Source organism: Deinococcus sp. AJ005, assembly GCF_009017495.1.
GTDB lineage: Bacteria > Deinococcota > Deinococci > Deinococcales > Deinococcaceae > Deinococcus.
Genome location: NZ_CP044990.1, coordinates 3,131,804 through 3,156,743 on the forward strand (window position 1 = coordinate 3,131,804; position 24,940 = coordinate 3,156,743).

Consider the following 24,940-nt stretch of genomic DNA (forward strand, 5'->3'; position numbering starts at 1 on the left):
TCTATTGATATGGACAGAATGCGGAGTGGGAAGGCGGCCACCGGAGACGAAAGACAGCAGCGGCATGCGCCACTCATGAGTTATCAGGATCAGCCCCGACCCTCACACCCGTTTTTCAGTGCCGCACGGCCAGCGACCTGGGTACAGGAGAGGAATCCTGACTCCCAGCACCGCCCAGGCGTTCAGGGGCAGCAGTCAGCGGCAGGATGGTGTGCCCGTTCAGGCTGAGTTCACCAATGGTCAGGGCCAGATCCAGGGCGCGCACATGCAGGTCCAGCCGCTCGGCAGCCTGACCCGCCATGTTGAAATGCAGTTCATGCTCCATCCAGCCGCCCAGGGTCACGTCCGCGCCTACCAGTTGACGCTGGCCTTCCTCGGTGTAGTCGCCTGGTGCGTCGGGCGTCAGCACCCGCGCGCCGTCTGCGCCAGGAACCGCGAAGCGCAGCGGAAAGGCCATCTGATGTGGCCCCAGTTCATATCCGGCGTGGAAAACGTCCAGCCGCCAGACCAGCCTCAGGATGAGGGTTGGGGCGTCGCGGAGATTTGTGGGCACCGGCAGATGAACCCGCAGGGTATGCGGATGGCCGTAGCGCCCCTGACTCAGGATGCTGAGCCAGCCGCCCTGCTCCCAGGACAGCAGGTAGCCCTGCCAGGACACGGCGGGACTGGCGCCAACGGGCAACTGCCGGGGTTCAAGGACTGGGCGGGACGGCGGCGCGATCAGGGCCGGGGCCGACAGCATCTGCGCTGCCCTGATCTGCTCTGGCTTGACGTGAGTGGATGCCGCCGGATGGAGCGAACGCAGCAGCGGGCTGCCTGCGGGCAGGCGGGAACGGTAGGCCACACGCAGGCGTTCGGCGTCCGCGTCAGCCCCGGCACGTTCGGCGTAATACAGCGCCAGCCCCGGCTGGCTGGCCTCCAGTTCTGCCGCTAGATGACGCCGCAATTCCTGCCGCTCGGCCTGGGGCAACTGGCCCGACAGGGCGATCCGCAGGCCCTCGGCACGGAAGCGGTAACACGGCTCGCCGGGGGCAGCGTCTCCCACCGGACCAAAAGCAGGCCAGGACAGGGCGCTGGCCGGTTCAGTCTCTACCAGGGCGCGGCGTTCCAGGGCATCTCGTAGCAAAGCCGCCGGGGTCAGGCCGCGCCGCGCCGTTTCCGGAAAGGACCCGACCAGACCGAAGCTGAAATCCCCCTGGATCACGCTCAGACTGCTCAGGGCGTCGCGCAGGGGCGCAGGCCAGCCGTCGATCTCGCCCAGATACGTGTCGCGCATGGCGCTGGGCAGATGGCCTGCGGGAGGCAGGCGGCCCACATCCCCCTGTTCCAGTCCGTTCTCCTGCAACAGCGAAAGGAGATGCAGCGCGTTGCCACCGCTCCGCTGCACCAGGACAGCGGCCCGCGCGTGCAGATCAGCGTCGCCACGGGACAGGCCGTGCGCCCCCAGCGCCTGCACCACACTGCCCAGCGATAGAGGAGCGACTTCCAGCACCAGCGACTGCGCTATTGCAGACTGCGCGCCCGAGGACTGTGCCGCTCCAAAGCGTCGCAGCAGCGCGCGGCACAGCGGGGCCTGGGACGGCGGCGTGCGGCTGAGCATCACCAGCGCACGGGGACCCGCCGAAGGAACATTCAACAGGAATTCCAGCACCGAGGCCAGTTCCACCGGGCCGTTGTGGGCGTGATCCAGCACAATCGCCACCGGACGCGGCACCGTGGCCAGCACCGTCGCCACCTTGACCACGTCCTCTTCCAGGCTGCCGGGGCGCAGCAGCACACCTTGCAGGGTCTGAACGCTGGCGGACTGGTGACCAGCCGCAGACATCCCGGCGTCGGGGGAAACGGGCTGTTCGCCGCCCTCACTGCCTGACGGTGTAGAAACTGACGGTGCAGGAAAAAACGGGTGCGCCAGCAGGGCCTGCGCCAGCGTCGCCACGATCAGGCGGCCTGCCCGGCTGTTGCTGATCCGCAGCGTCAGCCAGCCGCCTTCAGTCAGGGCGCGTCCGGCTTCGTGGGATTTACCGCTGCCAGTAGGGCCATGCAGGACCAGCACTTGTGGGGCGTGGGCGGCACGCTTCAGGCTGTCCCGAAGTGCGGCCTCGCGCTCCGGGATGCGGAAGTGCAGCGGGCCATCTGCCGCCGGGCTGTCCAGCACAGACCGCCCGGCGGTGGGGAGGGCCGGGACGGGCAGCGGGGCAGGACGGGCAGCAGGCAGGGCAGCCGCCAGTTCCGGCAGCTCCAGCCCGGCGTCGGCGTCCTCCATCAGAAATTCGCCGGGATGGGTAAAGCCCAGCGCCTCGGCCCGCGCGGCGATGGCGCGGGTGGCCCAGCCCTTGCCGCCGCGCTGGAACTGGCGGTAAGCCCGCGCCAGCACTTCCTCAGTCTGCTCGGTCAGCACCCAGCGCTGGTGGTCGATCCATTCCTGAAAGGCCGGGCTGCCCAGGTCTTCCAGACCGCTCAGCGGCACCCCACGCAGGGTAGACAGCCACTGGGCCAGCCCCGCCTGATCCAGATCACTGCCCAGCCCCGCCAGCCAGCCGTTCAGGTCCGTCTCGACGTTTTCCAGGTACAGGAGCTGACGGCTCAGCGGAAACAGATTCAGCCCGGCGGAGCGAATCCGCGCCAGCTCGACGCGCAGGTTCTTGCGGGCCTCGGGGGTGTTCCACAGCAGATCGGCCAGCCGCTCACGGTGCTGGGGCAACTTCTCAATGGTCAGGTACGTGATCAGCGCCACGGCCTTGGCTGACAGCGGCACCGGGCGGTTGTTATAGGTCACGTGCGCGTGTCCCAGCAGATGTACGGTGAGCATAGCTAAACTCCGTGCGGGGCGGGCGAGGGGGAACGGTCACCAAATGAAGCTGCTCTGAAATGGCCTGGCAGCGGGCGTGGCAAGAAGGAGCGGGTGTGAAAAGAAATAGAGCGTCAGGCTAGAACTTTCGTTTTACTCCCCAGGACACCCATTGTGCAGTTCAAGATATCCTCCAGCGATCAGGTCATGTTAAGTTTTCCTCATTCGCCGTCAGCCTGGGGTCAGTTTGCGCGGTATGTGGCTGGGGAAAAGATCCGGCTCCACGCTGAGCAGCAGACTAGAGAAGGGGCTATGCCAGAGAACTTACAGACCGTGTTTACGGTTCTGAAACGCCGCGCCGTGCAGGCTGCCGCGACAGGCTGGAGAAAAGCCCCCCGAACGGTGGATGATCTCCGGCACAGTGGCTGATATATCTCTGGAAGAGTGGCTGACATATAGAAAGTGGCAGGATGGAAGACACCACAAGTGCAGTCGAGAGTGGCCGGAGTAGCGGCTGGGGCCGAGACGCCGCACGAAGGAAGACCTTATGAAGAAAGCATTGATCACGGGCATCACCGGGCAGGACGGCAGTTACCTCAGCGAACTGCTGCTGGACAAGGGCTACGAGGTTCACGGCGTGATCCGCCGCGCCAGCACCTTCAACACCGAACGCATCGATCACCTGTATAACGATCCGCACGACCCGGACGCCCGGCTGTTCCTGCACTACGGCGATCTGGCCGACGCCTCGGGCATCCGGGCGCTGCTGGAAAAGGTGCAGCCGGAAGAGGTCTACAACCTGGGCGCGCAGTCGCACGTCAAGGTCAGCTACGATCAGGCCGAGTACACCGCCGACGTGACCGGGCTGGGCGCGCTGCGTTTGCTGGAGGCCATCCGCGATGTGGGCGGGCGCACTGGCAACCCCATGCGCTTTTATCAGGCGTCCAGCAGCGAGATGTTCGGCGCAGCGCCACCTCCACAGGGGCTGAACACCCCATTTCACCCGCGCAGCCCCTACGCGGTGGCCAAGGTTTACGCCTACTGGCAGACCGTCAACCACCGCGAGGCGTATGACCTGTACGCCTGCAACGGCATTCTCTTTAACCACGAAAGCCCCCGGCGCGGCGAGACCTTCGTGACCCGCAAGATCACCCGCGCGGTGGGCCGGATCAAGATGGGCCTGCAAAAGAAGCTGTACCTGGGCAACCTGGACGCCAAGCGCGACTGGGGCCACGCCCGCGACTACGTGGAGGCCATGTGGATGATGCTCCAGCAGGACGCCCCGCGCGACTACTGCATCGCCACCGGCGAGGCCTACAGCGTGCGCGAGTTCGCCGAGCGCTCTTTTGCGCTGGCCGGGCTGAGGGCCGAGGACTACGTGGAAATCGATCCGCGATATTTCCGCCCCGCCGAGGTGGATTACCTGCTGGGCGACGCCACCGAGACCCGCGAGAAGCTGGGCTGGACCCCCAAGACCACCTTCGAGGAACTGGTCCAGGAGATGGTGGACCACGATCTGGAACTGGCCCGTCAGGAACGCACCCTGCGCGACGCCGGACATAGCGTGGCCCTGAAAGGCATGGGCGCGTTCTGATGCAGCCCGCCGCAACGCAAGCGAATGTGATGCGCCCCGGTGACCGCATTTACGTGGCCGGACACGGCGGTCTGGTGGGCGGCGCGCTGGTCCGCGCCCTGAAAGCCGAGGGCCACACCAACATCATCACGCGCACGAGCCGTGAGCTGGACCTGCGCGATCAGGCGGCGGTACGCGCCTTTTTCGAGCAGGAGCGCCCGCAGTACGTCTTTCTGGCGGCGGCCAAGGTGGGGGGCATCCACGCCAACAGCACCCGCCCCGCCGAGTTCCTGTACGACAACCTGATGATCGCGGCCAACGTGATCCACGCGGCCCACGTCACGGGCGTAACCAAACTGCTGAACCTGGGGTCCACCTGCATCTACCCGCGCGACGCGGCGCAGCCCCTGCGCGAGGACGCCCTGCTGACTGGCCCGCTGGAAGACACCAACCGCGCCTACGCGGTGGCCAAGATCGCGGCCATCGAGCTGTGTGACCAGTACCGCGCGCAGTATGGCTCGGACTTCATTTCCGCCATGCCCACCAACCTGTACGGGCCAGGGGACAACTTCGATCTGATGGGCAGCCATGTGTTGCCCGCCCTGATCCGCAAGATGGTGGACGCCCGCGAGTCCCATTCCCCCACGGTCAGCATCTGGGGCAGCGGCACCCCTCTGCGCGAGTTCCTGCATGTGGACGATCTGGCCGATGCCTGCCTGTTCCTGATGCGCCATGTGTCCGAGCCGGGGCCGATCAACGTGGGCACCGGTCAGGACCTGAGCATCCGCGAGGTGGCCGAGCAGATCAGGGCCGTGGTGGGCTACCCCGGCGAACTGGCCTTCGACGCCAGCAAGCCCGACGGCACGCCGCGCAAGATCACGGATGTCAGCCGCATCCACGCGATGGGCTGGCATCACCGCATCTCGCTGGAGGACGGCCTACGCAGCACCGTGGAGTGGTATCTGGCCCACCGGGGTCAGGTGCGCGGTGAGGCGCTGGTGGGGGCCGGAAGTGGGACGGGCACAGCCCTGGCGTAACAGCGCTGACATCACAACAAGAGAGAGGGGCATGGTCCGTGAACCACGCCCCTCTTCTTGTTGTGCTTCTACTTGAAGAGGCCGAGCTTTTGTACTTCGTCGCGCTCCTCGGTCAGCTCCTGTGCGGTGGCGTCCATCTTGCCCCGGCTGAAGTCGGAGACGTCCAGGCCCTGCACGATCTCGTATTTGCCGCCGCTGCACTTGACTGGGAAGCCGTAGATCAACCCCTCTGGGACGCCGTAGCTGCCGTCACTGGGGATGCCCATGCTGACCCACTGGCCCTCGGGGGTGCCCAGCGCCCAGTCGTGCATGTGGTCAATGGCCGCGCTGGCTGCGCTGGCCGCGCTGCTGGCCCCGCGCGCCTCGATGATCGCCGCGCCGCGCTTGGCGACGGTGGGGATGTACTGGGTCTCATACCAGTCACGGTCCACCAGATCCAGGGCAGGTTTGCCGTCCACAGTGGCCTGGCTCAGGTCCGGGTACTGGGTGCTGGAGTGGTTGCCCCAGATGGTCAGGTTCTGAATGGCGGTCACGGGCTTGCCAGTCTTCTCGGCCAGTTGCGATACGGCGCGGTTGTGGTCCAGACGGACCATCGCCGTGAACTGTCCAGGGTCCAGATCGGGGGCGTTCTGCTGGGCGATCAGGGCGTTGGTGTTGGCGGGGTTGCCCACCACCAGCACCTTCACGTCGCGGCTGGCCACCTTGTTCAGCGCCTCGCCCTGCGGTTTGAAGATGCCGCCGTTGGCCGACAGCAGGTCGCCGCGTTCCATGCCCGCCTTGCGCGGCATCGCGCCCACCAGCAGGGCGTAATCGGCGTCCTTGAAGGCCACGTTGGGATCGTCGCTGGTCACGATGTCGGCCAGCAGCGGGAAAGCGCAGTCGCGCAGTTCCATGACCACGCCTTGCAGCGCCTTGAGAGCCGGGGTGACTTCCAGCAGTTGCAGGATCACGGGCTGATCCTTGCCCAGCATGTCGCCGGACGCGATGCGGAACAGCAGGCTATAGCCGATCTGGCCCGCTGCACCAGTAACCGCCACACGGATGGGTTCTTTGTTCGCCATAAAAATTCCTCCTGGGGTGAATTGATGTTCAGCCCACCATAACGCGGCGGGGGCGGCGACGGGGCGGGATGTTTCTTTAGGGGGGACAGGGGTAGGGCCTGACGATCTGAAGCTTTCTATTTTTAGATAGAACCACCGGAAGGTTTGGGGAAGGGGCTGCCATGCCCGTTTAACCCCTCCGGCCCTACGGGCCACCTCCCCTTAGAAGGGAGGCAAGAGTTGCAGAATTGCCGTGTTAGTCGATTTTCTTAGCTCCCTTTTGAGGGGAGCTGGCTGCGAAGGAGACTGAGGGGTTCGCCTTCCAGCTCGCTGCACCACCAAGCCCCTCAAACTGACCTCGCCCTCAGATCCATAGACCAACCTCAGATCGGCGCGTCCTCCGCAAACCTCGGCTCGCGCTTCTCGCGCAGGCTGCTCAGGCCCTCCTTCACATCGGGGCCAGTGAAGCCCAGGAATTCCAGGGCGAGGCTGGCATCAAAGGTGGGTCCCATCGCGCGGAGCCAGTTGTTGAGGGCGTACTTGGTCCAGCGGATCGCGGTGGGGCTGCCTGCCGCCAGTTTGCGGGCCACCTTCCACGAGCGGTCCAGCAGTTCGTCGTCTGGCACGCACAGGCTGACCAGACCGATGCGCTCGGCTTCCTCGCCGGAGACGGGTTCGCCCGTGAGCAGGTGGTACTTGGCCTTGTTCAACCCGCAGAGCAGCGGCCAGATGATCGCGGCGTGATCCCCGGCGGCCACGCCCAGGCGCACATGCCCGTCCAGAATGCGGGCCGTTTTTGCCGCAATGCTCACATCTGCCAGCAGCGCCACCGCCAGCCCCGCGCCGACGCAGGGGCCGTGGATGGCGCTGACGATGGGTTTGCCGCAATTGACGACGTTGTAAACCAGATCGCGGGCCTCACGCCACACGCGGGCCAGGGCGGTGAAGTCGCTGCTCATTTCCTCAATGAGGGTGAAATCCCCACCCGACGAGAAACCACGTCCCTCGCCCCGAATCAGCACGCAGCGCACACCCGTAGCCGCGTCAATGTCGCGCCAGACCTGCGTTAAAGCGCGGTGGGCTTCGGCGTTGACACTGTTCAGCGTTTTCTCGCTTCGGATAACGATTTCCAGGATGCCGCTGCCGCTTTCGGTCAGGTCATGCGCTTCCAGATGCAGGCCGGGATATGCGCCGGGGACGCAGAGTTGTTCCAGATTCACGGCTGCTCCAAGTTCATGGGTTGTGAGGTCATGGCTTGAGGCTAGCTCAGGCGGAAGCAGTTTTTCGCCAGCCCAGCAGGCCCACCACGCCCGCCAGTGCCATGCTGCCCGTCACCAGCAACACCACCGAGGGCCAGCCTCCGCCCTCGTAGGCATGTCCGGCCAGCACGCTGGCGGCGGCAGCCCCGCCATAATACGCCATGTGATACAGCCCCGAGGCTAGACTGCGTGCCCGCGTGACCTCGCGCTGCACGGCAGCCAGGGCGGCGGATTGGGCCAGAAACACGCCGCAAGCCCCCGCCGCCACGCCAACGATGATCAGGGGGAGCGGCGCGGCCAGCGTCAGCAGCAGCCCCACCAGACTGGCCCCCACCGCCGTCAGCAGCGCGATTCTGGGGCCGCGCAACGCAAGCAGCGGCCCGGCAATCGGGGTGATGACCACGCCCAGCAGGTAAACGGCAAAGATCAGTCCAGTCTGGGCGGTGTTCAGAAAATAGGGGGAAGCCGCCAGCCGCAGCGTCAGCGTATTGAACAGCCCCACCAGTGTGAACAGAATCAGAAAGCCCACCGCACACGTCGCCAGCAGCGCGGGATTTCGCAGATGGGCGCTCAGGTTTTCCAGCACGCCGCGCACATTCCTTTGCGGGGTGAAGTGCTGTTCAGCGGGCAATCCGGCGCGGGCCAGAAAAAAACCAGCCAGCGAGGCCACCGCCAGCAACCAGAAGGCCGCATGCCAGCCCCAGCGCACCGCCACCAGCCCAGCCAGAAAGCGTCCTAGAAAGCCGCCCAGTACCGTGCCCGTCACATACATGGTCAGGGCGCGGGCGCGTCCGGCAGGCGGGACTTCCTCGGCGATCAGGGCGTTCAGGGCCACCATCACGCCGGGGATCAGGAGACCCTGGGCGAAGCGGGCCGCATTCAGAGTCGCCAGCGTGGGCGCAAACACCGCCAGCACCGCCGGAACTGTCAGCAGCGCGAAGGCCCAGATCACTACGCCCCGGCGGCCCAACGCGTCGGCCAGCACGCCCACCAGCGGGGAGGCCAGGGCCATCGCCAGCGTCGTCGCGCCAATCACAACGCCGATCTGCGCCGCGTCCGCACTGAATTCCTGCGCCAGCACGGGCAGCAGGCTCTGGGGCGCGTAGACGTTCAGGAAGACTAGCGTTCCCAGCGCCGCAAAAAGAAGAGGATGTGGCGGCACAGCCCGGACGCTCAAGGCAGGCCGACGAGGCCCGTTTCGTTGACCCAGGCGGTCTGGACCCCCAGCGCCTCGGCCATTACCGGGTCCGGCGTGCCAGTCAGGCCGGGAAAGATCAGGGTGGGGCGGGCGTCCAGGCCCACGCCTCCAGTCTCGTCCAGCCGCGCCAGCACCGCTCCAAACGCCCAGTCAGATGCCCACAGCCGTTTCAGGGCTTGCAGGGCCGCCGTGCCGGGGGGCATGACCTGGGCCTCCTCCGTGGACAGCAGCCCCGGACGGCGCACATGCACCGCGCCTCTGTCTAATCCGGCATTGCCCAGCGCCCGGTAAAAAATCTGTACCGCGTCATCCATCAGAAAACTGGTGCGGATCAGGGCTTCGGCCCGCGCGGTCAGGTCCTCCAGCACGTCCTCGTCAATCCGCTTGGGGTTGATAGGTGCGAACAGGCGTCCCAGTTGTTCGGGCAGGTTGACGCTGCGGTAAAAGGCTTCCTCAAATTCGGGCGGCACCACCATGCCGCGCACGTCCTGCGCCGCCAGCCGCACCACTTCCGCGCCCACTCGGTCTGCACCGCGCCGCGCGGCTTCTTCAAAGGTCAGCATGACGGGCAGGCTAAAGCATTCCTGCCCACGTTGCTGTCGCCTGGGCCGTGGCTTACAGCGACGCCGCCGAGAGGTTGCTGTGGGTGGGCGTCAGGAACACGGTGCCCTGTCCGCTGATCATGAACACCAGACCCTCGCCGCTTCGCAGGGCGTTGCGGAGGCCGCGCACCAGCGGGCGCAATTCCACGTTCAGCGAGGCGCTGTACATCAGCATCAGATCGCCGTCCACGATCAGGCTGTCGCTGCCGCTGAGTTCAATCACTTCCACTTCCGAGACTGGAACCGGGGATTCCACTACGAAGATGCCCTTGCCCGACAGCTTGGGCTGGCGCAGCCCGTTGCCCGACAGCGCCCCGGCAATGGAGTTGTGCGTGTGCGTGCCCAGTTGCATGGTGTCCTGGGCCATGTAGAACGCCTTGTCGTCCAGAATCATGTCGTCGCCCTTCGCGCCGCTGGATTCCGCGATGATGAAGTGCTTGCGCGTCGGCTCGGTCCAGACCTTACCTTGTCCGGTAAAGCGCGTGGCGAAGGCGCTCTCTCCGGTGCCTGCGGTGGCGATGGCCCGGCTCAGGAAACCGCCCTTGGCCTGCTGCTCCACCTTGGCCTGAATGTTGCCGTGGCTGTACTGGAACGCCCCCGGCTCAATGAGAACGCCGGAGCCGTGAAGCTGGGCCTCCACGGTGAAGCGCCCGTCCATCTGGCGGGTCTCATCCAGTTCTCCGCTACTGGACGCCGAGTAGCGAATCACATGGGTCAGCGCATGGACGCGAAACGTCAATCCGTCGCCTTTTTGCTCCTGCACAAGCTGCATATGGGTCATGTTTCAAGTGTAATACAAATCTCTATTTTGGAATGTGGGAGGCGGCCCGCTCCGCAGATGGACCGTCTGGAACTGACCTGTCAGAGGCAATAGGAGACGCTAGGGTGCGGACATGAACGCGCCCGTTCCCACCTCTCCCCCGGCGGTGGCCGCCCGCCACATCACGTCCAGCGGCACGCGGGTCTATACGCTGACCGTGCCCGCCTTCCCGCACTTTGTCGCCAACGTGTTTGTAGTGGTGAGGGGCGACGCTGCCATGCCCGAATACGCCGCGCTGATAGACACCGGAGGCAGCCACGAGGCCAGCACCGCCGCGCTGGAAGCTGGGCTAGAAGCCATTCGCACTGAGTACGGCGAGGCGGTGGGTTGGGAGACCCTCAGCCGCGTGGTCATCACGCATCCGCACCCGGACCATGTGGCAGGACTGCCGTTCGTCCGCAGTCAGACAGACGCACCTGTCGCCACGCACGAGTGGGCCGTTCCCACCATGCAAAATCCGGCTGGCGATCCGGCAAAGCGGCAGGCCGAGATGGAAGACCACATCCACTGGCTGGGCCTGACCGGAGACGGCACTGAGGGCGAGTACGCCGAACGCCTGCGCCGCCGCGCCCGCAACACCATGCTGCCGGAAGCGGTTGAAGTTCAGACGGTCTTACATGACGGCGACGTGCTGGACGATGTATTTACTGTCATCCACACGCCCGGCCACGAGGGTTCACAGGTCTGCCTGCGCGTGGATGACCTGCTGCTGAGTGCCGATCATCTGTTGCCGCGCAACTCGCCGCCGCTGATGCCGGAGCGGTTCCAGCGGGGCGCAGGGCTGGGGCATTATCTGAAATCGCTGGACCGCATTGAGGAATTAGAAGGCGTAACTGTGGCGCTGGGTGGACACGACGGCCCCATGCACAACTGGAAAGGGCGTATCCAGAACCTCCGGGACCGCTACGACGACAAATTGCACGCCGTGCTGGACGCTGCCGCCGCACCGATTACCATTCATGACCTGACCCACGTATTGAATCCACGTTTGCGGGCGGTTCAGGCCATCCTGCTGCTGGACCAGACGGCGGCGCTGGCGGAGTATCTGGCGGCGCGGGGCGATCTGCTGGAAACGCGGCGGGAGGATGGGGCGGCTTTATTTGTGCGGGCGGCTCAGCCGTAAACTGACTTCACATCACGGTCAAAATAGGGGGCAGAATGACGCGAGTGAAAGAAGGGCTGGAGCGGTTGCTGGAAGATCTGGAGGAAAGCGGGCGCGTGGAGTTGGATGCCGGAACGATGGGCGGCTATTTCGGCGAGCGCCCACTGACCGACAAGCAGATGGATACCGTCAACGACGCACTCAACGCCAACGGTTTCAGTGTGGCGACGATTTACGTGATTTATAGAGACGTCGATGGCTACCGCTCCTTCACGCCGCCCCCCGCGCCCGAACCGCTGGACCTCAGTGCCGAATCCATCCGCGCCCTGAGCATCCGCCAGCCCTTCGTGGAACAGATTCTGCGCGGTGAGAAGAACATTGAATACCGCTCGTGGCAGGTTAAGGAGCCGGGGCCACTGCTGCTGCATGCCTCTGACACCAGAGCAGGGCCAGACGCCTTTGATGACGCGGATATCGCGCCAGACACGCTGCCTTACGCGGCGCTGGTGGGCATCGTGGATGTGGTGGATTGCCTGTGGGACGAGGAAAATGAGGAATTTGAATGGCTGCTGGCCTACCCCCGGCGCTTCTCCCAGCCCATTCCATACAAGGGCGCGGCCAGCATCTTCAACGTGCCAGTAGAGGAAATTCAGGCGGCGCTGCAAGCCCCGACTTGAATTGCCCCGGCCTGACGCCCCCGCGCTACTCTGCGGTGTTATGACCCCCGAGCGCTACGCCAAGATTCTGCGGGTGCTGAGCAAACGCCAGCCCACCCTGACCGTGTTGATGGATCAGGTCAACAAGCCCCACAACCTCTCGGCCATCGTCCGCACCTGCGACGCGGTGGGGGTTCTCACCGCCCACGCCGTCCCGCCGGGCAACGGCAAACCACTGGACTTCGAGGGCAATACCTTTGAGGCCACCAGCGGCAGCGCCCACAAATGGGTGCGGGTGCAGACGCACGCGGACACGCTGGAAACCGTGCGCGAATTGCAGGGGCAGGGCGTGCAGGTGCTGGCCACCCACCTGTCGCAGCGCAGCGTGGACTACAGTGAGGCCGACTACACCCGCCCCACCTGCGTCCTGCTGGGCGCGGAGAAATGGGGCGTGGCAGACGCGGCGGCGGACGCGGCAGACGGCAACATCATCATCCCCATGTTCGGCATGGTGCAGAGTCTGAACGTCTCGGTGGCGGCGGCCACCATTCTGTTTGAGGCCCAGCGGCAGCGGCTGGCGGCGGGGCTGTACGACACGCCTCAGCTTTCGCCGGAGGAGCTGGCACGGCTGGCCTTCGAGTGGGGCTACCCGGAACTGGCCCCAAAGTACCGGGAGCGGGGGGAAGCGTATCCGGCTTTGGATGGTGACGGGCAAATTCTGGGTTGAGGTTGTGTTCGGGCAGCCCCACCCCCCAGCCCACTCCCCCAGGGGGGCAGGGGGAGCAAGCGTTGCACTGGGCACGAGTCTATGGGCGTGGTGGGCGGGAGTGGCGGCAGCGTTCCTGTTCGGTGGTCCTGCTGCACGACGATAAGTGCGGCCCGTCCGCTTCGCGCCCGATGGCCTTCGGTTGCCGTTTCGCCAGGGACGGCGAGCGCTGCTTTTAGCTCCTCTTCTTTTTGGCGTTATCGGCGGCAGAATGTAATCTGCTGTCCTGCCAGACAGCCGAAACGCCACTGAAATTCTAAAACGAACTTCTCCCTGCCCGGTAAAAGTAGTGGACCAGCAACCCCGCTTCCGGCTTCGACGTCCTCTAACTTTCACCTGCCACCCAGTTAGTGTCCGACGTACACTGTTTGCCATGAGTGACCTGTTGCAGACGATCCGTGGGCTGTCCAAGAAGACCGAGAGCAAGATCGTAATGGTGGTGCTGGACGGTGTCGGCGGGCTGCCGCTGGAACTGAACGGCGAGACCGAACTGGCAACGGCAAAAACGCCCAATCTGGATGCGCTGGCCGCCCAGTCGCAACTGGGGCAGGTGGAACTGGTGGGCGCGGGCATCACCCCTGGCAGCGGCCCCGGCCACCTGAGCCTGTTCGGTTACGATCCGCTGGACTACGTGGTGGGACGCGGTGCGCTGAGCGCCGTGGGCATCGGCGTCAAGTTGAATAAGGGCGACGTGGCGGTGCGCGGCAACTTCGCCACGCTGGGCGCGGGCCGCATCGTGGAAGACCGCCGCGCGGGCCGCCCCAGCAACGAGAAGAACGCGGAAGTGGTGGCACAGCTCAAAGCCGCCATCCCCGAGATCGATGGCGTGCCCGTCGAGATCTACACCGAATCCGAACACCGTTTCGTGGTGGTCTTCCGGGCGCAGAACGGTGAGGTGCTGGGCGCGAATATCGGTGACGTGGACCCGCAGGACACCGGGGTGCAGCCGCTGAGGGCCGAGGCGCACGACGACGCCAGCGTCAAGTCAGCCGGGCTGGTCAACGCCTTCGTGGAGCGGGCCGAGACGGCGCTGAAGGACGACGCACAGGTCAACGGCGTGCTGTTCCGGGGTTACAGCGACGTGCCGCACTTCCCCAGCTTCGCGGACGTGTATCAACTGGACGCCGCCTGCATCGCCTCCTACCCCATGTACAAGGGACTGGCCAGTCTGGTGGGCATGGAGGTGCTGGACGTGCCCGGCGAGGAAGACGCGCTGGACGGCAAGGTGCAGGTGCTGCGCGACAACTGGGACAAACACGATTTCTTCTTCTTCCACGTCAAGAAGACCGACAGCACGGGCGAGGACGGCGATTTTAAGGCCAAGGTCAAGAAGATCGAGTTGTTCGACGCCCTACTGCCCGACATCCTGGCGCTGAAGCCGGACGTGCTGTGCATCGTCGGCGATCACAGCACGCCCAGCAAGCTGTCCAGCCACTCGTGGCACCCGGTCCCGGTGCTGGTCCGCAGCGATCACGGACGCAAGGACCTGACCGCGCGCTACACCGAGGAAGAGGCCCAGAAAGGCAGCCTGGGGCTGCGGCGCGGCCCGGACCTGATGCCGATCCTGATGGCCAATGCGTTGAAGCTGAACAAGTACGGTGCCTGAGGCGGAAGCTCATCTGAATTTGATCTCTGGGCAGCAGCTTAAGCCTGTGTGAGAGCGGATAAATGCGGCGAGGGCGGTGGATGAGAATGTCCTGCCGCCCTTTTGCCATGTTGTCAGGGCACAAAACCGCGTAGACGCCTCTGGAGCGGGTGTTACGGCCATGCGAATCCTCTCAGGATTGCGTAAAGAGTTGTCCAGGGCGGCCTTTAGCTGGCTGCCATTGTTCTTCCGGGTCGCTGCGGCAGCATGGGCACCACGAACGGAAGACAGGTCACAGAGCAATACCGTCAGAAATGACAGCCAGAAATGGCAGCACTGCGCCCCGTCGCCTGACCGTTTACCGAAAGTCCAGCCGCCATCAGGCGGCACCCCCACAAAGGAGATTCACATGGCCCGTTTAATGCCCCTGTCCGATATCACTGCCCAGCACTCCGACGTTCTCGGCACCGAATTCTACGATCCCACCGGCCAGACCGCCTACGGCATGAATGGCGAGAAGATCGGCACCATTCGCGGCGCGTTGGCCGAACCCGAAACCGGCAAGATCCGCTTCCTGCTGGTGGACGTGGGCGGCTGGTTCTCCAGCAAGGAAGTCGTGGTGCCCGTGGGCATGTCCACCTTCGAGGGCGATGAAGTGCATTTCACCAACCTGACCAAAGAGCAAGTCGGCGACATGCGCGAGTACCGCATGGGTGAGGAGTACGACACCGACGCCCAGATGTCCGATGAGCGGGTGCTGCGCGCCGCCAACACCGATATGCAGGTCGACGAGAGCAGGTACGCCGCCAGGGCCGGCTACCGCGAAGACGACGCCATGTACCAGACCCCCGACAAACTGCGCCTCCTGGAAGAGCGCTTGGTGGTCAACAAGGACCGTTTCGTGGCGGGCAGCGTGGAAGTCGGCAAGCGCGTCGAAACCCATCAGGAAAATGTGAACGTGGATCTGGCGCGTGAAGAAGTGGTCATTGAGCGTCACGCCGTCACCGACGCGCAGGCTGTGGAAGGCGCAGTGCTGGGTGCCGATTCCAAGACCATGCGCATTGATCTGGAAGCCGAGCGCGCCAACGTGAGCAAGCAGGCGTTCGTGACCGAGGAAGTCACGGTGGGCAAGCGCGAAGTCACCGACTCGCAGACCGTGACCGAGACCGTGGGCCGCGAGGTGCTGGAAGTGACCAAGAGCGGCGACGTGCGTCTGGACGCCGACGGCAAGCCGATGATGGACGACACGAACCGCAAGGTCTGATCTCAAGGCTCAGGGGCAGGGCGACTTCTCAAGGGAGGTCGCCCTGCTTTTTTTTCAAATATGTTCTCCCAGACAGGCAGGAGCTGAAATGACGGACCCAAGCAAGGACAAATCAAATGAGCCGCTGACCGGGACTGAGCTGGAAACCCGGACCACGCAGATTCAGGGCGTCCAGCTTCAGGGCGTGATCGAACTGCGCGAGGAACGCCTGATCATCGAGAAAGAGCGGGAAGTGGCGGGCAGCGTCGCCTTCACCCGCGAGGTCCGGCGCGAGACCGTACAGATGCCCGTGGAACTGGTGACCGAGGTGCTGATCATCGAACACCTGGGAACCGGTGCGGCGGACGGCGGCCACATGATTACCCTGGACGGCACACCGCTGGCCCCCGGCGAACGGCGCGAGGTTTTGGTCTACCGCGAGGAAGCCCGGATCGAGAAGCGCGTGGTGGTCCGCGAGCAGGTCAGCATCGGCAAACGGCAGGTGATCGAGACCCGCACCTTCGATGCCACGCTGGCCCGCGAGGAACTGGTGGTCAACCCAGAGGGCGACGTGCAGGTCTTCGAGCAACCCGCCGGAGAGCAGAAGCTCTAGCCGTTCAGGCCAGCCGCTCCCGTCCCTGGCGCAATTGAAACTCGTCCCAGGCGGCCTTCAGGCGCAGCACTGCTTCGGGCAACCGGGCCGGGTCCAGCGTGAAGGGCAGACGCAGAAAGCTGTCGGGCAGGGTGTCCACACCCATTGACGCGCCGGGGAACAGCCGCACACCGTACCGCGCCGCGCAGAGGGTAAAGGCGCTGGTCTGGCGGGTGGGCAACTCCACCCACAGGAACTGCCCACCGCCCGGCACGGTGAACCGCCATTCGGGCAGGTGCAGGCATAGCAATTCTGTCAGCAGATCACGGGCGACGGTCACGGCTTCGCGCCGCTGTTGCCGCAGCCGGGGCAGGTCCTGAAGCAGTTTCAGGGCGATGTGCTGCCCCGGTAAGCTGCTGCCAAAATCGGAGAGCGTCCGGGCCTGCCCCACCGGCCCCGCGTGCGCCACTGGCACGCGCACCCAGCCCACCCGCAGCCCCGCCCAGTACAGCTTGCTCAGCGAGCCGACATTGAAAATCGGCGCATCGGGGGCGAAGGTGGCGATACGCGGCGGGGCTTCCACCTCAAAGCCAAGATCGATCAGGGTGTCGTCCTCGATGGTGGGCAGATTGGCGTCTGCAATGGTGACAGCGATCCTTTGTCTGGCCCGCTCAGGCATCACTGTTCCCGTGGGATTCTGAAACGTGGGGGTCAGGAAGGCTAGACGTGGCGAATGCTGTTGCACGGCCTGGGCGAAAGCCTCAGCCTCCACTCCCTGCACCGTAACAGGCACGCCCACCGTCTCGGCCCCAACCGCGCGGAAGGCGTCGATGGCCCCGAAATAAGTGGGGGTTTCCAGCAGAACCCGGTCACGGGGGCGCAGAAAGACATTTGCAAGCAGCGAAATGGCCCCCTGCGCGCCGCTGGTGATCAGAACCATTTCCGGCGTGGTGGGCAGGCCCCCCTGCGTGTAGATTTCGGCCAGCAGGGCACGGAGATCGGGCAGGCCCAGTGGGTAATACAGCGACTCTTCAAAGGCGTCCAGGGCGGCCTCGCGCATCTTTTGGCGCTGGGCATCATGCAGCAGTGGAACAGCGATGGTGAAATCGAATTCCTTTCCACCCTGGGCCAAGACGGACGGTGTCCGCAGGGCCAGCACGTTCGCTCCACGCGGCGCACCAGCCGCCACCCGCGTGCCACTGCCGCGCTTGCGGGTGATCCAGCCGCCGCCCTCCAGCAGGTCATAGGCGGCCACCACCGTGCTGCGGCTGATGCCCAGCAATCCTGCCAGCGCCCGCTCTGCTGGCAACGGTTCGGCGGGCGAGAGTTGACCGTTGCGAATACCTGCGCGCATGGCCTCGGCCAGCAGGTCATACAGCGGCCCGTTCCCGGCCCTCCAGCCAGTGAGCAACGCAGACCAGCGGGGGGCATCCATTGGTTCAGCTTAGCAGTCCATTTGTGGATAGAATATAGACAAGCAGTCCAATTCTCAGACCATTGCTCCTCGACAGCAGTCCAATGACAGCGCAGAATCGCTCCCATGACCGCGCCCGTACTGGCTTCCCCCGCTCCTCGCAACTTCTGGCAGGACACCCAGTCCAGCGCCGTGCTGGCCGGACTGATCGCCGTGATCATCGGCTGGGCCGGGCCAAACGTGCTGGTCTACAGCGTGGCTCAGGCCGCGCACCTCAGCGACGCCACCGCCATGTCGTGGCTGTGGGCACACGCCATTTTCACCGGGCTGGCGGGCATCTTCCTGAGCCTGCGAACCCGGATGCCCATTTTGAGTACGTGGTCCACCCCCGGCATCGCCTTTCTGGTCACGGCGCTGCCCGGCATTCCCTTCGCGGAGGCGGTGGGGGCGTTCGTTACATCCGCCGTGCTGGTCTTCATTCTGGGCACTTTCAAACCGCTGACGCGGGCGCTGGGGGCCATTCCACCGCATCTGGCCGCCGCGCTGAACGCCGCGATTCTGCTGCCCTTCGGCTTCAAGGCGGCGCAGGCGTTCGGCGTGCAGCCCGCGCTGGTGGGGGCCATGATCGTGGCCTACTTTTTAATCCGGCAGATTTCGCCGCGCTGGGCGGTGGCCGCCGTGCTGGTGGTGGGCGTGGGGGCCAGCGCGGGCCTGGGGCTATGGCATCCCGCACCGATCAGTTTTGCGCTGACGCAGCCACAGTTTGTGCTGCCCATCTTCAGCCTGCACGCCACGATCAATCTGGCGCTGCCGCTGACGCTGCTGGCGTTCACCGGGCAATTTGTACCGGGTTTTGGCGTGCTGAAGACCAACGGCTACGAACCCGCGCCGGGGCCGGTACTGCGGACCTGCGGTGTCGCCAGTTTGGGCGCGGCCTTCGTGGGCTGCCACAACCTGACACTAGGCGCGCTGCTGGCCAACATCGTCAGCGGCCCGGAGGCGCACCCGGACGCACAGAAGCGCTACACCGCCGCCATCTGGGCCGGGGGCATCAACATCTGCTTTGGCCTGTTTGCTGGAACCTTCGTGCATCTGATGGGCATCCTGCCCGCCGAGGCACTGGCGGCCCTGGCCGGAATCGCCCTGCTGGGCGCGATGGGCAGCAGCCTTCAAGGCGCGTTCCAGGGACAATCCGGCAGTCTGGCCGCCCCGATCATTATTCTGGTCACGCTGAGCGGCATCACGCCGCTGGGCATCGGGGCGGCGTTCTGGGGCATCCTGGCCGGGCTGGCGGTGTACGCGGCAGAGCGGCGGGGTGTGGGGAAGACGGTGCAGGCAGCGAAATAAGTCCTCAGCCCTGAGCTGTCCCGAGCCACCCACTGAGGGGCGCGTGGTCACTCAGTTTCGCCTCGCGGTCCACCCGCACATTGCCCAGATCCACACCCGCCGACAGCAGGTAATCAATGCGCCAGCCGACGTTGTTGGCGTAGGCCCCGGCGCGGTTGCTCCACCACGTATATTCGGCTGCACTTCCCAGCGTGGCGCGGTGGGTGTCGGTCAGGCCCGAGGCCAGATGGGCGGTCATCCACTCGCGCTCGTGGGGCAAAAAGCCGCTGTTTTTCTGGTTGCTACGCCAGTTTTTGATGTCGATCTCGCGGTGGGCCACGTTGTAGTCGCCGCCGATGATCACGGGTTCGCTCTCCGCCATCAGCCCGCTTGCGAAGTCCTGAAATTCGCCCAGCACGCGGTCCTTGAAGCCCTGCCTGGCCTCGCCGCTGCTGCCGCTGGGCAGGTACACGCTGACATAACGCACGCCGCCAATCCGGGCACTCAGCACGCGGCCCTCGGCGTCCATCTCGTCGTGCCCCATGCCCACGCGCACGTCTTCCAGCGGCTGCTTTGCCAGGATCGCCACGCCGCTGTACCCCGCCTTCTGCGCTGGAAACCACGCGCTCTGATAGCCCAGGTGGGCCAGGGCATCAGGCATGGGCGGGGCGCGCACTTCCTGAAGCAGAAGAACGTCCGGGGCCTCGTGCGCCGCCCAGTCGGCCAATCCTTTGCGCATGGCGCTGCGAATGCCGTTGGCGTTCAGGGTGGTGACTTTCAGAGGGGAAGTCGGAACTGTCATCAGGGCCGAGGATAGCGCCGGACTTTTGCCCTTCCAAAAACAAGTCCGCTGCTCAAATCAAACTGTCAAGACATGTTGATCCAACTCAGCCCTGCTGCTCCCCCGTTTCGGGTACGCTACAGGCACTATGGCCGACATTAAATTTCTCAACGAAGCCGACGGTCAGGAATTCCAGATGACCCACCCCAAGGCGGCCCGCGTGCTGGGCGATATCAGGAAGTGGGCGCAGGGCAACGGCTTTGAACACGTCGCCTTCTGGCGCGACACCGACGACGAACATAAGCTGTGGGTGCAACTGGGCGAGGACAGGCTCAACTACTGGATTCACGACTCTACCTTCACCGAGGGCAAGCACGAAACGGTGGAAATGCAGATGGATTACGCGCGCGGGGCACAACGCCGCAGCGCTGCCGGATACGCCAAGTTCGACAAGTAGGTTCTGGACTCAGAAAACTGGGGGCTGGTCTTCGGGCTGGCCCTCAACCCGTTTTGTATGCGACGTAGACGGCCAGATGTGCGGTGTCCTGCACAGGAAAGCGATGTTCATTGACGCCGATGCTCAGGCCATAAGTTCCCACCAGTTCCCGCGCGTCCGCCGCCGTGACCCTGATGGGGACGCGCACGTCCAGCCGCAGGGCCGTGTGTCCAGCCTGTATCAGGGCGGCCCGTAGATTCTGCTCTGGCCCGCCATCATCGGCTGGGCGGCCCAGCGCGTGCCATGTTGCCCGCAGATGATCCGCATCGTGGGTCGCCAGCACCAGTTGCCCACCCGGACGCAGCACCCGCCACGCCTCGCGCAACGCTGCCCCGGCGTCCGGCAGGTGCGCCAGCGTCCGCACCAGCAAAGCCACGTCAAAGGCCCCGGCCATGTACGGCAGGGCTTCGGCCACACCACGATGAATCCCCGCGCCGGAGCCGGGATCGATGCCCTCTCCGCGCCCCGTTGAGTGCTGCCGCCACTCCCGAACCAGCGCCCCCTCCCCCGCACCGATGTCCAGCAGATCGGTATTGGGGGGAAGGGTCAGCACTTCCAACAAAGGCTGATGCGGCCACCCCACGCCAGTCAGGCGGGAAAGCAAAGCGTCCCGCTGCGCCAGCCTGGATTCGGAAGGCAAGGCTCAGGGCTGCTTGTAGGTGACCCGGTACATCACGCCGTTGCCGTCGTCGGTGACGAACAGCGCGCCGTCCGGGGCCACCTGCACGTCGGCGGGGCGGCCCGAAGTGGACAGGCCCAGCGCACCCAGAAAGCCGGTCATGAAGTCCTTCGTCTCCCCTGTTTTGGGGTCCACGGTGATCACGCTGTAACCGCTCTTCTGCGGGCGGTTCCACGAGCCGTGCAGGGCCACGAACATCTTGCCCTGGTACTCGGCGGGAAAGACCTTACCCGTGTAAAACGCCATGCCCAGCGGCGCAGCGTGGGCGGTGGTGGTGGCAAAGGACGGCTGAGCCGCCTCGCAGACTGCCGGGGTCTTCTTCCCAAAATCCTTGTCCCAGATCTGGGCCTCACCGGCGGCTACCGGATAGCAGTACGGCCAGCCGTAGTTCTTGCCGTCCATCACTCGGAAGAAGGATTCGGGCGGATTGTCGCTTCCAGCCATATCGCGCCCGTTGGCAGTGGCGTACAGGGTATCGCCCGACCACTCCAGACCCACGGCGTTTCGCAGGCCCGTGGCGAAGGGGCGGCCATTCTTACCATCGGCGTCGTAGACCCAGACGGTGGCGCGCTGGGCATTTTCTTCCTCACAGACATTACAGGTGCTGCCCATCGCCACGTACAGTTTGCCGTCCGGCCCGAAGACGATGGTGCGCGAATGGTGCCGCTCCCCGGCTTCCAGATTGATGATCTTCTCGGGCGTGGCTTCCGGCTTCAGATCGCCGTCCTTGTAGGGCATGCGGATCACGCCATCGGTGTTGGCGACGTACAGGTAGCCGCCGTGAAAGACCAGACTGTTCGGCTGATCCAGCGCCGAAAGGTAGGTCTGCGCGCCATCCAGAACACCGTTTTTGTCGCGGTCCGACAACACCAGTACACGCCCGGTGCCGGGGTCCTTACCCTCATCGGCCACAAACAGATCGCCGTTCGGGGCAAAGGCCATCAGGCGCGGCTTGCCCAGATCTTGGGCGTACAGGTCCGCCTGGAAGCCTGCCGGGAGGGTCAGCCCGGCGTTGGGTTTGGTGGTGTCGGGGCGCTGGACCACCGCGCAGGAGCCGAGGGCCAGGGTCAGCAGGCCGCCCAGCAGGGATGCGCGTCGCGTGTTGTGGGAGAGCATGACCCATGAGACACGGGCGACATGAAAATAGGGGGTCACTTGGTTAAACCGTGGCTGAGACTGCCTGCGGGCTTACGTTGTTGGCACGCAAGCGTCGGCAGAGAAGCACACAGGAAGGACGGGAGGCAGCCTGCTGGACTTCAGCTAAACGCCGCAGAACAGCCCAACAACACAGAACACAGCCCAAAAGACCGTCCGGGACTTCACAGTCCTGACTATTTCATTTGGCCTGCCGCCGATGCTCTAGCCTTCTGTCATGACCTCTACCCCGAAGAAAACCCTGAACGTGACCTGGCTGGGCGAGCAGCGCTACCTGGGCGTCAACGAAAGTGGGCAGCAACTGCTGATCGACAACAGCGCGACCAAGATCGGCGTTTCCCCGATGGAAGCGCTGCTGGGTGCGCTGGCGACCTGCACCGCCTACGACGTGGTGGAGGTGATGAAAAAACGCCGCACGCCGCTGGCGAGTTACCGCATTGAGGTAGAGGGTACGCGGGCCGACACGGACCCCAAACGCTACACCCACATCACCGTGCGCCACATCGCGGGCGGCGAGGGCATTACCGCCGAGGCGCTGGAGCGGGCCGCGCACCTGAGCCATGAGAAATACTGCTCGGTGGCCTCCAGCCTGAACAGCGAGATCAGCGTGGAGACACGGGTGGAAACGGCTTAACTCGGCCTCAGCTTCCGCGTTTGGCCGCCTTGAGGGCCGCGAGCGCCTTGCCCCGGTGGCTGATGGCCTGCTTCTCGGCCACGCTCATCTCGGCCAGGGTGCGGGTCTGGCCATCGGGGACGAACAGGGGATCGTAGCCGAAGCCGCCGTCGCCGCGCGGGCCTTCCAGCAGGGTGCCGGACAATTCTCCCCGGTACGATTCCACCTGTCCGTTGGGGTGGGCCAGGATCACCACCGAGACGAACCTGGCGCGGCGGTTGGCCTGCCCGCGCAGCTTTTCCAGCAAGTACATATTGCGCTCCAGATCGCTGTCGCGGCCCCCGAAACGGGCGCTGTACACGCCGGGTTCGCCGTTCAAGGCCTCTACCTCAATGCCGCTGTCGTCGGCCAGCGCCGTCGTGCGGGTCATCAGCGCCACTGTGCAGGCTTTCAGGGCGGCGTTCTCGGCGTAGGTGGCCCCAGTTTCCTCAGGCATGGGCACGCCCTGCACCGGCTGCAAATCCCAGTTCAGATCGGCCAGTGCCGCCTCGATCTCGCGCACTTTTCCGGCGTTTCCCGTCGCCACCGTTACTCGCATCAGGCCATTGCTCATCACACTCCAGAGTGTACGGGGAAATGCACAGCAGCAGGTGCGGAAATCCGGTCCCTCCCCCCACCAGTCCCCCCCAACACCAGTTCCCACAACACCAGCCCCCAGCCTCAGTCGCCCAGCGGCAATTCGGCGCGCACCCGCCAGCGTTCCTGGCCCTCCGGTTTCTCGAACAGGGTCAGAGAAGTGTAGTTCTGTGTGGTGAAAGGGCGGAGACGTTCCTCCAGTGCGCGGCGTAGCGCCTGCGGGTCATGGCCGCCGTAGGGCTGGACCAGGGTGAAATGCGGCTCCCAGGTGTCCAGCCCACGCGGCGTGTGCAGCAGTGACATGCGCGCACCCTCGAACGGTCTGGCGTACAACCCCTGAGCCACCTGCCCGGCAAAGGGCGAGGCAGTCACGAAGCGCGCGAGGCGGGCCAGCAGCAATGTATGCGCCACCAGCAAGGCCGGGGAAGGGTCCAGGCGCAGCACCCACGTTTCGCCGTCGTCCCAGACGTCGATGCGCCCATTCGTCAGCGACAGGTCCGTATCGGGCGAGAGGCAGGCCACGCAGGCGCGTGCCTCGGCCTCGATGGCGGGCCACCACGCCGGATCGGTGGAAAAACCCTCCACCACCGTCAGATGAAAGCCGAACGGCCCCGCGTCGGTTTGCCATTCGGGGGGTAGGAAGTCGGGAAGGGGGACGGGCTGATCCGCGCGCACATCAAAACCCAGCAGTTCGGACCCCACCTGGTACAGCGCCGATCCGGCAGGCGGACACAGATAGACGGCGAAACGCGTTCCAGCAGTGGCATCAGGCATGGCGCGATTGTGGCAGATGGCCGGGCAGGGGCTGGGGGTCAGAGGCCGGTTTGTGGGCGCAAGGCTTTTCGCACCCTTGCGCCCATACTTCCAGCTCCATCACTTCAGAGAAATCCTGACCTCGTTGCCCGCGCTGTCCTCGGCGCTGATCAGTTCGCCGGGGGGTGGGTCCGATTCGATCAGTAATTGCAGGGTTTCCAGGCTGAATCCGGCACTCTCCAGCGCGCGGATGCCGTGCGGCGGAATCAACTTGTGCAGATGCGGCGCGAGGCTGACCGGCAGGTTGGCGCTGTACTCGTCGCCCGCCGAGGACTCCACCCGAATTTGCAGGATGCGGGCCGAGCCGGAGCGCGAGTTGCCATATTGATACTGAGACTCGTACTGGGGTGTCTTGCCCTCGAACACGCCCTCGACAGCGCGCTCCACAGTATCGGTAATCCGGTCAACCATGCCCTCTATTCCTCCTCGGCCTGTGCGTGAGCGGCTGCCAGAATCCCAGGTCCATTGCGGGCCGCGTTGGTCCTCTGGACGTGGGTTGCCGAAGCCTCCGGGGGGCTGGGGTGGACGTGGAGGCGGGGGCGGCACATCACGCACGCCGCGCAGCAGCAGCAGGTGTTCGGCCACCTGTCCGGTATCCAGCTCGTCACGCTTGAGCAGCGAGTCGATCAGTTCGCGGTCACTGTCGGTCAGGGCCAGCTTGGCGCTCAGGGCGGCCAGCAGCGGCCCGGCGTCCTCCAGGCTCAGGCGGCCCGCGCGGACCAGATCGAGAAGACGTTTGACTTTCTCTTTCATGGGGTCCTCCTGT

The 24,940-nt window shown here is 65.0% G+C and carries 24 protein-coding genes; 11 read left to right on the plus strand and 13 right to left on the minus strand.

All coding sequences use genetic code 11. The features are described from left to right. Nucleotides 1-115: 115 nt before the first annotated feature. Nucleotides 116-2,809, minus strand: a complete 2,694-nt coding sequence (locus DAAJ005_RS17075; protein ID WP_151848147.1) for an AAA family ATPase — start codon at nucleotides 2,807-2,809, stop codon at nucleotides 116-118. A 526-nt stretch (nucleotides 2,810-3,335) separates the two neighbouring features. Here DAAJ005_RS17075 and gmd point away from each other — a divergent pair. Both gmd and DAAJ005_RS17085 read left to right on the plus strand, forming a co-directional pair. Next, the gene (gmd, locus tag DAAJ005_RS17080; protein WP_151848148.1) at nucleotides 3,336-4,382 is read left to right on the plus strand and encodes a GDP-mannose 4,6-dehydratase; all 1,047 of its coding nucleotides are present in this window, start codon (nucleotides 3,336-3,338) and stop codon (nucleotides 4,380-4,382) included. After that, nucleotides 4,382-5,398, plus strand: a complete 1,017-nt coding sequence (locus DAAJ005_RS17085) for a GDP-L-fucose synthase (protein ID WP_304523493.1) — start codon at nucleotides 4,382-4,384, stop codon at nucleotides 5,396-5,398. Before gmd ends, DAAJ005_RS17085 begins: the two co-directional genes overlap by 1 nt. Nucleotides 5,399-5,466: 68 nt before the next feature. Here DAAJ005_RS17085 and DAAJ005_RS17090 read toward each other — a convergent pair whose 3' ends face one another. From DAAJ005_RS17090 to DAAJ005_RS17110, 5 genes are all read right to left on the minus strand, one after another. Then, nucleotides 5,467-6,459: a malate dehydrogenase gene (locus tag DAAJ005_RS17090; protein ID WP_151848149.1), complete on the minus strand. Its 993-nt coding sequence runs from the start codon at nucleotides 6,457-6,459 to the stop codon at nucleotides 5,467-5,469. Nucleotides 6,460-6,821: 362 nt separating this feature from the next. After that, nucleotides 6,822-7,658 carry an enoyl-CoA hydratase/isomerase family protein gene (locus DAAJ005_RS17095; RefSeq protein ID WP_151848150.1) on the minus strand — a complete coding sequence of 279 codons (837 nt, stop codon included), beginning with the start codon at nucleotides 7,656-7,658 and terminating at the stop codon, nucleotides 6,822-6,824. A gap of 46 nt (nucleotides 7,659-7,704) precedes the next feature. After that, nucleotides 7,705-8,859: an MFS transporter gene (locus DAAJ005_RS17100; RefSeq protein ID WP_151848151.1), complete on the minus strand. Its 1,155-nt coding sequence runs from the start codon at nucleotides 8,857-8,859 to the stop codon at nucleotides 7,705-7,707. A gap of 11 nt (nucleotides 8,860-8,870) precedes the next feature. Continuing rightward, complete coding sequence (locus tag DAAJ005_RS17105; RefSeq protein WP_151848152.1) at nucleotides 8,871-9,458, minus strand: hypothetical protein; 588 nt, start codon at nucleotides 9,456-9,458, stop codon at nucleotides 8,871-8,873. Nucleotides 9,459-9,510: 52 nt separating this feature from the next. After that, nucleotides 9,511-10,278 (minus strand): AIM24 family protein, encoded by a 768-nt coding sequence (locus tag DAAJ005_RS17110; protein ID WP_226342507.1) that lies wholly within the window; start codon nucleotides 10,276-10,278, stop codon nucleotides 9,511-9,513. Nucleotides 10,279-10,390: 112 nt separating this feature from the next. Here DAAJ005_RS17110 and DAAJ005_RS17115 point away from each other — a divergent pair, with 112 nt between their 5' ends. The 6 genes from DAAJ005_RS17115 to DAAJ005_RS17140 all read left to right on the plus strand — a co-directional run bounded on the left by DAAJ005_RS17115 (nucleotide 10,391) and on the right by DAAJ005_RS17140 (nucleotide 16,282). Further along, entirely contained in the window at nucleotides 10,391-11,440 is a 1,050-nt protein-coding gene (locus DAAJ005_RS17115) for an MBL fold metallo-hydrolase (RefSeq protein WP_151848153.1), read from the plus strand. Between the two features lie 35 nt (nucleotides 11,441-11,475). Continuing rightward, entirely contained in the window at nucleotides 11,476-12,096 is a 621-nt protein-coding gene (locus DAAJ005_RS17120; protein ID WP_151848154.1) for an ASCH domain-containing protein, read from the plus strand. Nucleotides 12,097-12,136: 40 nt separating this feature from the next. After that, nucleotides 12,137-12,802, plus strand: a complete 666-nt coding sequence (gene trmH, locus DAAJ005_RS17125) for a tRNA (guanosine(18)-2'-O)-methyltransferase TrmH (RefSeq protein WP_151848155.1) — start codon at nucleotides 12,137-12,139, stop codon at nucleotides 12,800-12,802. Nucleotides 12,803-13,214: 412 nt separating this feature from the next. Continuing rightward, the gene (locus tag DAAJ005_RS17130) at nucleotides 13,215-14,447 is read left to right on the plus strand and encodes a 2,3-bisphosphoglycerate-independent phosphoglycerate mutase (RefSeq protein ID WP_151848156.1); all 1,233 of its coding nucleotides are present in this window, start codon (nucleotides 13,215-13,217) and stop codon (nucleotides 14,445-14,447) included. A gap of 388 nt (nucleotides 14,448-14,835) precedes the next feature. After that, nucleotides 14,836-15,690 (plus strand): DUF2382 domain-containing protein, encoded by an 855-nt coding sequence (locus tag DAAJ005_RS17135; protein ID WP_151848157.1) that lies wholly within the window; start codon nucleotides 14,836-14,838, stop codon nucleotides 15,688-15,690. Between the two features lie 88 nt (nucleotides 15,691-15,778). Next, complete coding sequence (locus DAAJ005_RS17140) at nucleotides 15,779-16,282, plus strand: YsnF/AvaK domain-containing protein (RefSeq protein ID WP_151848158.1); 504 nt, start codon at nucleotides 15,779-15,781, stop codon at nucleotides 16,280-16,282. 4 nt (nucleotides 16,283-16,286) lie between these two features. Here the strand turns inward: DAAJ005_RS17140 and DAAJ005_RS17145 are convergent, their stop codons facing one another. Further along, a complete protein-coding gene (locus DAAJ005_RS17145; RefSeq protein WP_151848159.1) occupies nucleotides 16,287-17,696 on the minus strand; it encodes a PLP-dependent aminotransferase family protein in 1,410 nt (469 codons plus the stop codon). 105 nt (nucleotides 17,697-17,801) lie between these two features. On the opposite strand from DAAJ005_RS17145, the gene DAAJ005_RS17150 reads away from it, so the two are divergent. Continuing rightward, nucleotides 17,802-19,022: a benzoate/H(+) symporter BenE family transporter gene (locus DAAJ005_RS17150; RefSeq protein ID WP_151848160.1), complete on the plus strand. Its 1,221-nt coding sequence runs from the start codon at nucleotides 17,802-17,804 to the stop codon at nucleotides 19,020-19,022. Between the two features lie 4 nt (nucleotides 19,023-19,026). Here DAAJ005_RS17150 and DAAJ005_RS17155 read toward each other — a convergent pair whose 3' ends face one another. After that, complete coding sequence (locus DAAJ005_RS17155; protein ID WP_151848161.1) at nucleotides 19,027-19,803, minus strand: exodeoxyribonuclease III; 777 nt, start codon at nucleotides 19,801-19,803, stop codon at nucleotides 19,027-19,029. Nucleotides 19,804-19,930: 127 nt separating this feature from the next. Between DAAJ005_RS17155 and DAAJ005_RS17160 the strand changes: the two genes are divergently transcribed. Continuing rightward, nucleotides 19,931-20,239 carry a hypothetical protein gene (locus DAAJ005_RS17160; RefSeq protein ID WP_075830005.1) on the plus strand — a complete coding sequence of 103 codons (309 nt, stop codon included), beginning with the start codon at nucleotides 19,931-19,933 and terminating at the stop codon, nucleotides 20,237-20,239. A gap of 43 nt (nucleotides 20,240-20,282) precedes the next feature. Here the strand turns inward: DAAJ005_RS17160 and DAAJ005_RS17165 are convergent, their stop codons facing one another. Continuing rightward, entirely contained in the window at nucleotides 20,283-20,831 is a 549-nt protein-coding gene (locus DAAJ005_RS17165; RefSeq protein WP_255448024.1) for a class I SAM-dependent methyltransferase, read from the minus strand. A gap of 90 nt (nucleotides 20,832-20,921) precedes the next feature. Further along, nucleotides 20,922-22,073 (minus strand): sorbosone dehydrogenase family protein, encoded by a 1,152-nt coding sequence (locus DAAJ005_RS17170; protein ID WP_151848162.1) that lies wholly within the window; start codon nucleotides 22,071-22,073, stop codon nucleotides 20,922-20,924. 256 nt (nucleotides 22,074-22,329) lie between these two features. Between DAAJ005_RS17170 and DAAJ005_RS17175 the strand changes: the two genes are divergently transcribed. After that, complete coding sequence (locus DAAJ005_RS17175; protein WP_151848163.1) at nucleotides 22,330-22,746, plus strand: OsmC family protein; 417 nt, start codon at nucleotides 22,330-22,332, stop codon at nucleotides 22,744-22,746. Nucleotides 22,747-22,753: 7 nt separating this feature from the next. On the opposite strand, the gene rdgB is transcribed toward DAAJ005_RS17175, so the two are convergent. The 3 genes from rdgB to DAAJ005_RS17190 form a co-directional block, all read right to left on the minus strand. Beyond that, a complete protein-coding gene (rdgB, locus tag DAAJ005_RS17180) occupies nucleotides 22,754-23,338 on the minus strand; it encodes an RdgB/HAM1 family non-canonical purine NTP pyrophosphatase (RefSeq protein ID WP_226342508.1) in 585 nt (194 codons plus the stop codon). Nucleotides 23,339-23,445: 107 nt separating this feature from the next. Next, on the minus strand, nucleotides 23,446-24,135 hold the full coding sequence (locus tag DAAJ005_RS17185) for a hypothetical protein (RefSeq protein WP_151848164.1): 690 nt from the start codon (nucleotides 24,133-24,135) through the stop codon (nucleotides 23,446-23,448). 99 nt (nucleotides 24,136-24,234) lie between these two features. After that, complete coding sequence (locus DAAJ005_RS17190) at nucleotides 24,235-24,927, minus strand: hypothetical protein (RefSeq protein WP_151848165.1); 693 nt, start codon at nucleotides 24,925-24,927, stop codon at nucleotides 24,235-24,237. Between the last annotated feature and the right edge of the window lie 13 nt (nucleotides 24,928-24,940).